Source organism: Malaciobacter canalis, from assembly GCF_008000835.1.
GTDB classification, from domain to species: Bacteria; Campylobacterota; Campylobacteria; order Campylobacterales; family Arcobacteraceae; genus Malaciobacter; species Malaciobacter canalis.
This window is the reverse complement of sequence record NZ_CP042812.1, coordinates 2,613,052-2,625,419: the sequence shown is the minus strand read 5'-3', so window position 1 is coordinate 2,625,419 and position 12,368 is coordinate 2,613,052. Positions and strand designations below refer to the sequence as shown.

The window sequence follows — 12,368 nt, the reverse complement described above, 5'->3', positions numbered from 1 at the left end:
TATGTCTAGTTTAAATTTACTGAAACAAATTTTAAAATCACTTTTTCATTTTCATCTAGAAAGTACAAACTGTTTTTTTCAATTTTATAACTTTTTACATAAGCAAAAGCTGTTGAAAAATTGTGTGCTTGAGTCATCCCTTTCATACAAGCCATTCTTGTAGATGCAAGGTGTGAAAAATCTATTTTATTTCCATCAAGTTTATAAGAACCAAAAATTCTATTGCAAGAATCTGAACCAATTATTTTATTTTCATTATCTAATATTATATGAGCTTCTCTTTGATTATCAAATGCAACTGCTTTATCTCCTCTTATTTCAATTACTTTCCAATATCTATTTGTTAAAGTATCATTATTCTCAAACTTTACTTCATTTTTTGCGCATGCAACTAAAAATATTGTTGTAAATAGTACTAAAAATAGTTGTTTCAAAAAATATTTCATTTTAAGTCCTTTTCATTGTTTTTTATATTATAATAGATAAAATTATAACATTATTTTTTCTTTTTTGTTACAAAATAGATTGAAAATAATATTTAATAAAACTAATAAAATATTTTTTAATTTTCAATATGTGAAAATTTGATAAAATAAGCCATAAATAAAAAAGAGTTTCATGTGAATTATAAAAATGAAAAAATATTAACTAAAATCATCAGATATAGTCTTCCTTTATTGACAATAATTTTGTCATTAGTAATTACATTGCTTTTATACTTAGAAAATAAAAGAACATATGAAAAAGAAAAAAATATATTAAATAGAACATATATAAAAAAGAATAAAAAACTAATTCAAGAAGAAGTACATAGAATTTATAATTATATTACTCATATGCAAAAATCTACAGAAAAAGAGTTAAAAAAGTCAATTAAATCAAGAGTTTATGAAGCTCATGCAGTTGCAACTAATTTGTATAATAAATACAAAGATGAAAAATCAAAAGATGAAATTTTTGAAATAATAAAAGAGACTTTAGGCTCAATGGTTTTTAATAATGGAAGAGGTTATTACTTTATAGATGATAAAACAGGAACTAAAAAACTACAATCTTTAAATAAACAGTATGAAGGAAAAAACTTATCAAATTTTGAGGATGCAAAAGGTTATAAGTTTGTAAAAACAATAATAAAAACAATAAATGAAAAAAGTGAAAGATTTGATACATATTATTGGTATAAGCCCAATGATAAAAAACCATACAAAAAAATAAGCTTTTATAAATATTTTGAACCTTATGATGTTGTGATTGGCAGTGGTGAGTATATAAATGATTTTGAAAAAGAAGTAAAAAAAAGAGTTTTAGAGTATGTTAATTTAGTAAGATATTCAGATTTTGGATATATATTTATAATTGATTATGATTTTAATTATTTAAGCCATATTAGAAAAGATAACATAGGAGAAAATGTATTAAATATAGAAGATGGAAAAAATATCCATAGAGTACTTAAAGATATGAAGATTATTGCTCAAAATGGTGAGGGATATTACTCTTATATTCAATATAAAAAGCCAAAAACAAATCTACCAACTAAAAAAATTAGCTTTGTAAAAGGATTAAATAATTGGGATTGGATGATTGGAACAGGGTTTTATCAAGATGATATAGAACAAAGTTTAATGAAAAAAGAAGAAGAATTAAATGAGAAGTTTTTTTCATATATTACTAATGTAATCATTATTTCAAGTGCATTGTCTTTACTGTTTTTAGTAATTTCAATATATATATCTAAACTTTTAGAAGATAAATTTAAATCATATAAAAAAGAGATTGAAAATCAACAAAATATTTTAGCTCAACAGTCTAAAATGGCAAGTATGGGAGAGATGATTGCAAATATAGCCCATCAATGGAGACAACCTTTATCTATTATTTCAACAGCAGCAACAGGAATTAGTTTTCAAAAAGAGCTAGATAATTTATCTGATAAAGAGTTTTATGAAGCAACAGCAAAGATAAATGAATCAGCTCAATATTTATCTAAAACAATTGATGATTTTAAAAACTTTTTTAGTCCTACAAAAACAGAAGTAGATTCAAATATAAAAGAGTTATTTAATAAAACTTTTAAACTTTTAGAAGCACAGTTTAAAACAAAAAGTATTTATATAATACAAGATATTGAAGATATAAATTTTAAAACTTTAGAAAATGAGTTCTTGCAAGTATTAATAAATATTTTAAATAATGCAAGAGATGAACTTATAAAATATGAGCATGAAAGATATATATTTATAAATGCTAAAAAAGTAGAAGAAAATCTTAAAATAGAAATTTATGATAATGCTGGAGGAATTAATGCTAAGTTTATTTCAAAAGTATTTGAACCATATTTTTCTACAAAAGATAAAAGCATAGGAACAGGAATAGGTCTTTATATGAGTCATGAAATAATTTCTAAGCATTTACATGGTACATTAATGGCAGAAAATATCGAATATGAGTATAAAGATGAACTGTACAAAGGTGCAAAATTTACAATACTAATACCAATTTATTAATTTAGGACAAAAATGTTAGAAAAAACAAATTTGAAATATTATTTTTTTTATATAGCTACTTCGGTTATTATAATATCTGGATTTAAAGCTGCTTCAGAAGTTATTATTATACTTTTATTAGCAATATTTATTGCTTCAATCTTATCAGCTTTTTTAAACTTCTTAACTGCAAAAAAAATTCCTAAACTTTTAGCATATATGATTTTAATCTCAGTGCTAGCAGTACTGATACTACTTTTAACTTATATGCTAAACTCTTCTTTAACTAATTTTGCAATAAATTTACCAGCTTATGAGCAAAAAATAAAAGACTCAATTGTTTTACTAATAAACTATGCACAAGAGTTTGGCTTTACAGTAAACAAAGATGAGATTTTAAAAGCTATCAATTTTAGTTACTTTTTTAAATTTACTACAGATATAATCGGAAATATAGGCTCTATTTTTTCAAAAGCTTTATTGGTTTTCATAGGAGTTGCATTTATATTATCTGAAACAAAAGTTTTTGAAAAAAAGTTAAAAGTTATATTCAATAAAGATAAAACAAGATTATTAAATTTTAGATTATTCTCTCAGAACCTTCAAAAATATTTTATTGTTAAAACTTTTACTAGTTTTTTAACTGGTAGTTTAATTTTTGTTACTCTATTTTTCTTTAATATTGACTATCCAATACTTTGGGCAGTCGTTGCCTTTTTGTTTAACTTCATTCCTGTTGTAGGCTCAATAGTTGCAGCTATTCCTGCTGTTTTATTATCTCTTGTCTCAGGAGATTTTGAAGTTACTATTTGGTTAATTGTTATTTATATGATTATAAATATAACAATTAGTAATGTTTTAGAACCTAAATTTATGGGTAAAGAGCTTGGGCTTTCTCCTATGATTATTTTCTTTTCTCTTATTTTTTGGGGATGGATACTTGGAATTGTAGGGATGTTTTTAGCAGTTCCAATTACTATGACTTTAAAAATTGCCTTTGAATCAGCTAATAATACAAGATGGATTGGAGTATTACTTTCAGATTTGAGTAGAAGAAATTCTAGAATTTAGTCATTGATATTTAATCTATATCCTATTTTGGAAATATTTACAATAGAGTCTTTGCTTATTTTATTTCTTAATTTATTTATTAAGTTTTTAAAAGCAGACTCTGTTACTTCATAAGAGTTTTCCCAAATTTGATTTTTTATCTCTTCATGAGTAACTATTTTATTTTTATTTTTTATAAAAAGAGTTAGTAATTTTAACTCTTTTGGTGTTAATGGTATTTTTTCCTTGTCAATAGTTAGTAACTCTTTATTTAATACATTAAAAAATAATTTTTTATTTATTTTTATTATATAGCTTCCATTATTGACAAAATCTTTTGTAGCTTTTAAAAGTGCTTGAATCAATGTTTCATAATCAATAGGTTTTGGTAAATATTCAACAACTTTATATTTTATTGCATCAAATAAATATTGTGTTTCAATATAAGCTGTAAGTAAAATGATAGGTATTTTTTCATCTTTTTCTCTTATTTTTTTTATTAATTCTATGCCATTCATATTTGGAAGATTAATATCTGTGATTATTATATGCACAGAATTTTTGTGAAAATAATCAAGTAATTCCTCAGCAGATTGGAACTCTATGCAGTTTTTGCAAAGAAGATTTAGCGTTTTGCTCATATTTTCTCTAATATTTTTTTCATCTTCTACATATGCAATAGTAAGGCTATTGAGAATCTCATTAATTTCTTGATTTTTCAAGTCTATCCTTTATCTTCATTGAATAACGTTTTTAATTATATAATATATTAATTTAAGTTAGTTTAAATACAAAATTTGAAATAATTTTGAATATTATTCAAAAAATATAAAGGCAAGACATGAAAAAATTATTATTAACTTACTGTATATTGCTTATTTTAAATGTATCTTCTTATGGATTTAGCTTAAAAGATTCAATTCAAAAGACTTTGATTTCAAATCCTGATGTAATAGCAGAGAGAAAAAACCAAGAAGCTTATAGATATTATGTTGATGAAAAACAAAGTAAATATCTACCAACACTAGATTTTAATGCATATTTAGAAAAGTCAAGAGTAAAAGATAAGTATGATGATAGAGAGCACACTGATAATAGGAAAGATGGGTATAATGCAGCACTTGTTTTAAGACAACTTATTTATGATGGTGGCTTAACTCCTAGTGAAATAAGTGAGATGAAACATCAAGATTTAGCAAATAAGTATAGAAGTTTAAATGCAATAGAGAATATAGTTTTAGAAACTACAAAAGCCTATACTACTTTAGTAAAATATGATGAATTAATTGCATTGTCAGATGGTATGATTAAAACAAATCAAAATAACTTAACTATTGCAAAAGAGAAAGAACAAATAAGTGGAGAAGTTCTTGAAACATATCAAGTTTCATCAAAATTACATTTTGCAAAAGATAAGTTTTATGAAGAGCAAAGTAACAGACAAGATCAATTAAATGCCTTGAAAAAGTATGTAGGAGTTGATATAACTCAAAAAGTTTGTAGACCTGCTATCGATGAAAGTGTATTTCCTTCAAATATGGAAACTTTACTAAAAAAAGCAGTTCTTAGTAATTATCAAATTAAAGAGCAAATTGAAAAAATAAAAGTTCAAAGGGAAAAAATAGCACAAAATAAAGCCTCTTTTTTACCAACAATTAGTTTTGAACTTCGAACAAGTATTGATGATGATTTAGAATTAGATGGAAATGGTAGAGAAGATGAAACATATGCAAGACTTAATTTTGATTGGAATTTATACAATGGTGGTGTAAATAATATAAAAGATAAGCAAGAAAGAGTTTTTTTACAAGAGCAAAAAAAGAGTTTAGATGTAATAACAGATAAAATTGTAGAAGAGATAAAGAACCAGTATTTAAAATATCAAAATAATAAAAAAAGAGTTGATACACTTAAAAAATATATTGATGCAAATGCAAATATAGTGGAAGTATATAAAAATGAGTTTGAAGCAGGGACTAGAACATTTGTTGATATTTTAAATGCTCAAACAGAACTTTATCAATCAATTCAAAGTTTAATTCAAAGAGAATATGCTTTATATGATAACTATTATGAGTTACTTTATAATTTATCAATATTAGGAGATACAATTTTAAAATCAAAAAATCAAAACTGTAAAAATATAAAAGCAAAAGTCTATGAAATTTCACCTGATAGGAAAAAAGAAGAGTTTTCTGATGAGTTAAAAGAACTTCTTGAATCATAATATATTGACCAAAAAAAGACATGAAATTATACCTTTAGAAATTTAATTGTATAATAAATTTAATTTAAATTTAAAAAGGTAGGCTTTTGAATACGCAAGATATTAATACAAATCAAGATGAGCAAAGCTTAAAAAATTTAAAAGATAGAAGAGAAGTTGATAGTTTACTTGAGTGTTTGATTTTTTTATCAAAATATCATAAAAGAGAAACATCAGCTGAATCTTTAACTTTTGGACTACCTATTCATAAATCTTCAATGAATGTTGATATGTTTTTACAAGCTTCCCAAAGAATAGGCTTTACAACAAAAGTTGTGAAAAGAGATATTCCTAATATTACAAAATTAGCATTACCTTCTGTTTTATTACTTGAAAAAGATAGATCTTGTGTTTTACTTGATTATGATATAAACAATGGTGAAGCACAAGTTATCTTACCAGGTCTTAGTAAGGGTGTAACAACTATGAGTATGGAGAAGTTACAGTCTGAATATACTGGAAGTTTGATTATTATTAAACCTGAATTCTCTTTTAATAACAAAGTTGAAAAAGAGGTTGTTATTGATCAACCCAAAGATTGGTTTTGGGGAACATTAAAGCGTAACAGGGGAATTTATAAGCAAGTAATTATTGTATCTCTTTTTATTAATCTTTTTATTCTTGCAACACCTTTATTTACTATGAATGTTTATGATAGAGTTTTACCAAATAATGCATTAGAAACACTTTGGGTTTTATTTATTGGAATATCTTTAGTAATGCTTTTTGATTTTATTTTAAAAATGTTAAGGTCATATTTTTTGGGAGTTGCAAGTAAAAGAGCAGATACTGTTATATCAAATAGAATATTTAATCAACTACTAAATATAAAAATCAATGCAAAACCAGCTTCTACAGGACAATTTGTAAGTAGATTACAATCTTTTGAAAGTGTAAGAGAGTTTTTTACAAGCGCTACTATTGCTGCTGCTGTTGATTTCCCTTTTGTTATTATTTTCATAATAGTAATTTTTTATATTGGTGGACCCTTAGGTTATATTACAATTGCCACAGTTGTAATTTCTATGTTGGTTTCTTGGTATATGCAAAGACCTTTAAAAGAGATAATTGAAAAGTCAGTAAAAGAAGAACAAATAAAACATACAACTTTAATTGAAACTGTAACAGGTTTAGAGATTATAAAAAGTATTAGAGCCCAAAATAGAATGAGAACACATTGGGATCAATCAGTTAATAAAACAATTCATTATGCAGACAAGGGACAATTCTTATCTCAAACGATTACTTTTTTCACTGCTTTTATTTCACAGTTTTCAAATATATTAATTGTAGCAGCTGGTGTTTATCTTGCAAGTGAGGGAGAGATGACAATGGGTGCTATTATTGCAGCAATGATATTAAATGGTAGAGTTATCTCACCTGTTTCACAACTTGTTGGGATGATAATAAAATATGACAAAACAATGCTTTCTTTAGAAAATCTTGATGAAGTTATGAAAATGCCAGTTGAAAAAGAGAATAAAACTTATATAAGTAGACCAAATTTATCAGGAACTATTGAGTTTAAAGATGTTCAATTTGCCTATAAAGATCAAAATCACCAAACATTAAAAGATATAAATTTAAAAATAGAACAAGGTGAGAGAGTAGCAATACTAGGAAAAATCGGTTCAGGTAAATCAACAATGTTAAAATTGATTATGAATTTATATGAACCAACTAAAGGTTCAGTTTTAATTGATAGTGTAGATATTAGACAAATAGATCCAGTTGATTTAAGACAAGCCATAGGTGCAGTTCCTCAAGAACCATTTTTATTTATGGGTACAATTAAAGATAACATTACAATTGGTGAGCAGTATGTTTCTGATGAAGAGCTATTAAGAGCTTCAAAAGTTGCTGGTTTAAATGAGTTTTTAGGTAAACATGAAGCTGGGTATGATTTAATTGTAGGAGAAAGAGGAGAGGGATTAAGTGGTGGTGAAAGACAAGCTGTTACACTTGCAAGAGCACTTATTTCAAATCCAAATATATTGATGTTAGATGAACCTACTAACTCTATGGATAGACAAACAGAAAAAATGTTTATAGATAGAATAAAAAATATTATTGAAGATAAGACTTTAATTGTAGTTACTCATAAAACTTCATTATTGCAATTAGTTGACAGGGTAATAATAGTAGAAGATGGTAAAATAATACTTGATGGGCCAAAAGAAGAAGTATTTAATAAGTTAGGTAAATAATCATGCAAGAACAAGAAGATATCAAAAAGATTATTAATGAGGGGCAAAATAGTTCAATCCCTCAAGCTAAAAAAGAGAATTTTGAAAATAAAAAAAATGATAGTTTAAAAAATAGATTCAAATCTATATTTGGATTAGAAGATTCATCAAATGATGATATGAACTTTGTATATACAAGCTATAGTTATGCAAATGAAGAACCAACAAATATCTCAAAAATAGTATTTATAATGATTACATTGATTTTTACAGTTTTTATTATTTGGGCTTCTTTTTCGCAAATTGATGAATTAGCAAGAGGTGAGGGTAAAGTTATCCCATCAGATAAGATTCAACAAGTACAATCATTTGATGGTGGAGTTATTTCTGATATTTTAATTAAAGAGGGTCAAATGGTTCAAAAAGGTGACCCTTTAATAAAAATTGATACAACTAGATTTCAAGCCTCATTTGAAGAGAATAAACAAGCATATTTAGGTCTTTTAGCAGTTAGAGTTAGACTTGAAGTTGAATCCAACTTAGATATAACAAAAAAAATTCCAAAATTGAGTTTTCCAGAAGAGGTTTTAGAAGTTGCACCCGAATACGCCGCTTCTGAAAGACAACTTTTTACAAGTAGAGTAAGAGAACTAAAATCATCTGTTAAAGTATTGCAAAATCAATTAGAACAAAAAAAACAAGAGTTAAAAGAGATTGAAAATACAGTTACAAATTTGAAAAAGAGTTATAGAATTATAAAAGAGCAAAGAAAAACAATACAAAAACTTGCACAAAGAGGTGCAAAGTCTACTTATGATGTATTGGATATTGAGAAAGAGTACAATAAAGTAAGTGGTGATTTAGAAGCTGCATTATTATCAATTCCTCGTTCAAAATCTGCAATTGAAGAGATGAATTTCAAAATAGATGAGAAGATAAATATTTTTAAAAGTGAAGCTTCTGATTTATTGCAAAAAACTTTAGGGGAATTAAATAAGTTTAAAGCAAAATTAGTTTCAGATAGAGATAAAGTAGCAAAAACCGTTTTAACATCACCTGTAGATGGATATGTAAAACAAATATATCTAAATACTGTAGGTGGAGTTGTACAATCAGGAATGGATTTAATAGAGATTGTTCCAAGTAGTGATGCATTGCTTGTAGAGGCAAAAATTGATCCAAAAGATATTGCTTTTATCCATCCTAAATTAAAAGTTATTGTAAAAATAACAGCTTATGATTTTTCTATATATGGTGGGTTAGATGGAGAGATTGTAGATATCTCAGCTGATAGTATAATAGATAAAGAGTCAAAAGATGAAAAAAGTTATTATAGGGTTGTAGTAAGAACTAATAAGAATTTTTTAGAAAGAAATGGAGAAAAACTTCCAATTATTCCTGGGATGGTAGCAACTGTAGATATTGTAACTGGTAAAAAAACTATTTTGGATTTTATTTTAAAACCAATATTAAAAGTTAAACAAAATGCATTGACAGAGAGGTAGAGTTTATGAAGCTATTTGCAACGATTTTTATAGTAGGAGTATTTCTTAGTGGTTGTATGAATGTTGAAAAAAACAAACAACTAACACTTAAAGATAATCTTTTAAAAACCAATGAACTAGGTGTTTTAAAAGAAATGAGTATATATGACGCAGCAAGAATCAATGATATAGAATTATTGAACTTTTTATTGTTACAAGATAAGTTAGACATAAACAAAAAAGATAGATACGGATATACTCCACTTCATTTAGCAGCAAGATTTAATCATCTAGAAATTGCAAACATATTAATTGAAAATGGAGCTTTAGTTAATAGTGTTGATAAATTTGGTGATACTGCATTGTTAGATTCTACTAGAAATGCTTATACACAAATGTCAAAATTACTACTATGTAATAAAGCAAAAAGTGATATTAAAGATAAGTATGGCTTTAAAGCTTTTGATTATGCATTAAAAACAAATGACCAATTAATTATAAAAATGTTAGAGAGTGAAAATATAAATATCTTTTGTGAAAATAAAGATAAAGCTAATGATGTAGATAAAAATATAAATGATATTGATACTGCAAGTCTTATTGAGAATCTGCAAGTTGAAAAAAATTTGATTAAAATAGATGAGTATTATATTATCAATGACAGTACTCCAAAAATTTGTGGGAAAATATTGGGAAATCAAATTGATGAAATTAATTTATATCTAAATGGTATGGAGTTTAAAGGCAAAGTTAAAAATGATACATGGTGCGTAAACATTGATAAATATCTAAAAAATGGTGATTATAAAATAAAAGTAGTAGCAAAAAATGAAAATTTTATAGATGAAAAAAGTAGTACTTTTTCTATTCATATTTTAAATTCACTTTATGACGCACTTTATGAAGAGTTTGAAGGTGATTTAAAAAACTGGAATGCTCAACTTGATAAACAAACTTTAACATTTAGATTTTTAAATCCACAAGCAATGTTTTCATATGGAAGTTTAGAATTAAATGAAAAGTATAAAGCAATCTTAGAATCTTTTATTCCAAGATATATTAAAACTTTATATGAATACAAAGATCAAATAGTAAATGTTCTAATTCAAGGTCACACATCATCAGAATATAGTAGTGCAAAAAGTGAAGAAGAAAAGTTTGAAAAAAATATGCAATTATCTAAAAAAAGAGCACAAAATGTTTATAGTTTTATAAAAAGTATTAATGATAAAAGAGTTAAGGATAATATGATTTGGATAGAAAAGAACTTTTTTCCAGAAGGAAAATCTTCTTTAGAAACTATCAAAAATAAAGATGGCTTGGAAAACTTGGAATTATCAAGAAGAGTAGAGTTTAAAATACAAACTGTACCAAAATAATAAGGAAACTTTATATGAAAACAAGTCTAATTATATCTATTTTTATTTCTATATTTTTTCTTGCTTGTAGCTCAAATGATAATTTGATAATAACAAGTAAAAATGAAAAATATGGAGTTTTTAGTAGTAAAGAAAACAAATTTATAATAAAACCAATTTTTAATCAACTATCTTTTATTGATGGTATAAATGCTAATAATACAAATGAATATTTATTATATGAGTATAATAACTATTTTGGGATTATTTCTTTAGATAAAGTGATTTTTAAACCTGTTTTTAAAAAAGTTTCGAAGTTTTATAATAAGCTTGCTGTTGTTCAAGAAAATGATAAATTTGGCTATATTGATGAAAATTTAAATTTAGTTCAAAAACCTATTTTTAAGGATGCAAGAGACTTTTTATTTGATGTTAGTTTTGTTCAGTCTTTTTCAAATAATAAATATGCTTGTATAGATAAAAATATGAATTTAATAACAGATTTTTCATATGATGAAATATACTCTTTTAGTAATGGTTTTGTAAGATTTAAAAAAGATAATAAATGGGGTTTTTTAAATAGAAAATGCGAAGAAGTTGTTTTAGCAAAATATGATTTTGTTTATGATTTTATAGATGGAGTAGCTAAAGTTATTGATGGTGAAAAAATATATTTTTTAAAACAAGATAATTTAAAGTAGGCATAAAATGAGACAAACAAAGCTTGATGAGTTCATTGAACTTGAAGAACAAAATAGAGAGTTAGAAGAAAAAATTCAAAAAGAAATAGAAAAAAATAGACAAAAGGAACAAATACTTTTTCATCAAAGTAAATTAGCTTCAATGGGAGAGATGCTATCTTCAATCTCTCATCAATGGAGACAACCACTTATGGAAATAAACTCTTTATTTTTACCAATTGAAATTAAATTAAGAGGTAATAAAAGTATTGATAATGATGAGGTTTTAGAAGCGATTTCTAAATTAAATGAAATTACTAAATATATGTCAAATACAATAAATGATTTTAAGAATTTTTTTTCCACAAATAAAGAGTCTATAAAATTTAGTCTTTCAACACAAATAAACTCTGCAATTAATATTTTAAGTACAAGTTTAAAAGACAATAATATTAATCTTGAGATTATTGTGAAAAAAAATCCAGAAGTTTATGGAGTAAAAAGTGAATATTCACAAGTATTAATTAATATAATTAACAATGCCAAAGAGATGTTAATCTATAGAAAAATAAAAAATCCACTAATAAAAATAACAATTGATAAAAAAGAAGATATTGCAATTATTAAGATAGAAGATAATGCAGGTGGAATAAAACTTAAAAATATTGATGATGTGTTTAAGCCTTTTTATACAAATGAAAAAAAAGATGGCTCAGGAATAGGACTTTTCATGTCCAAACTTATTATAGAAAAAAATATGGCAGGAATGCTAAGTGCAGAAAATACAAGTAATGGAGCACTTTTTACAATACAAACTCCCCAAAATATTAAAAAATAAATGATTTTTTGATTTTTTTA

General features: G+C 25.0%; 10 protein-coding genes. 8 read left to right on the top strand and 2 right to left on the bottom strand.

The window, feature by feature from the left end; genetic code table 11:
- Positions 1-5 precede the first annotated feature (5 nt).
- The gene (locus tag ACAN_RS12930; protein ID WP_099335201.1) at positions 6-446 is read right to left on the bottom strand and encodes an META domain-containing protein; all 441 of its coding nucleotides are present in this window, start codon (positions 444-446) and stop codon (positions 6-8) included.
- A gap of 174 nt (positions 447-620) precedes the next feature.
- On the opposite strand from ACAN_RS12930, the gene ACAN_RS12925 reads away from it, so the two are divergent.
- Both ACAN_RS12925 and ACAN_RS12920 read left to right on the top strand, forming a co-directional pair.
- On the top strand, positions 621-2,507 hold the full coding sequence (locus tag ACAN_RS12925; RefSeq protein WP_099335202.1) for a sensor histidine kinase: 1,887 nt from the start codon (positions 621-623) through the stop codon (positions 2,505-2,507).
- 12 nt (positions 2,508-2,519) lie between these two features.
- Complete coding sequence (locus ACAN_RS12920; protein ID WP_099335203.1) at positions 2,520-3,557, top strand: AI-2E family transporter; 1,038 nt, start codon at positions 2,520-2,522, stop codon at positions 3,555-3,557.
- On the opposite strand, the gene ACAN_RS12915 is transcribed toward ACAN_RS12920, so the two are convergent.
- Positions 3,554-4,258, bottom strand: a complete 705-nt coding sequence (locus ACAN_RS12915) for a response regulator transcription factor (protein WP_099335204.1) — start codon at positions 4,256-4,258, stop codon at positions 3,554-3,556. The two genes, ACAN_RS12920 and ACAN_RS12915, sit on opposite strands and share 4 nt — an antisense overlap.
- Before the next feature lie 119 nt (positions 4,259-4,377).
- Between ACAN_RS12915 and ACAN_RS12910 the strand changes: the two genes are divergently transcribed.
- From ACAN_RS12910 to ACAN_RS12885, 6 genes are all read left to right on the top strand, one after another.
- The gene (locus ACAN_RS12910; RefSeq protein ID WP_099335205.1) at positions 4,378-5,763 is read left to right on the top strand and encodes a TolC family protein; all 1,386 of its coding nucleotides are present in this window, start codon (positions 4,378-4,380) and stop codon (positions 5,761-5,763) included.
- An 86-nt stretch (positions 5,764-5,849) separates the two neighbouring features.
- On the top strand, positions 5,850-8,009 hold the full coding sequence (locus ACAN_RS12905) for a type I secretion system permease/ATPase (RefSeq protein ID WP_228150668.1): 2,160 nt from the start codon (positions 5,850-5,852) through the stop codon (positions 8,007-8,009).
- Positions 8,010-8,011: 2 nt separating this feature from the next.
- On the top strand, positions 8,012-9,493 hold the full coding sequence (locus ACAN_RS12900; RefSeq protein WP_099335206.1) for an HlyD family type I secretion periplasmic adaptor subunit: 1,482 nt from the start codon (positions 8,012-8,014) through the stop codon (positions 9,491-9,493).
- Between the two features lie 5 nt (positions 9,494-9,498).
- The gene (locus ACAN_RS12895) at positions 9,499-10,851 is read left to right on the top strand and encodes an ankyrin repeat domain-containing protein (RefSeq protein WP_099335207.1); all 1,353 of its coding nucleotides are present in this window, start codon (positions 9,499-9,501) and stop codon (positions 10,849-10,851) included.
- Between the two features lie 14 nt (positions 10,852-10,865).
- Positions 10,866-11,531: a WG repeat-containing protein gene (locus ACAN_RS12890; protein ID WP_099335208.1), complete on the top strand. Its 666-nt coding sequence runs from the start codon at positions 10,866-10,868 to the stop codon at positions 11,529-11,531.
- Between the two features lie 7 nt (positions 11,532-11,538).
- Complete coding sequence (locus ACAN_RS12885) at positions 11,539-12,348, top strand: sensor histidine kinase (RefSeq protein ID WP_099335209.1); 810 nt, start codon at positions 11,539-11,541, stop codon at positions 12,346-12,348.
- Positions 12,349-12,368 lie beyond the last annotated feature (20 nt).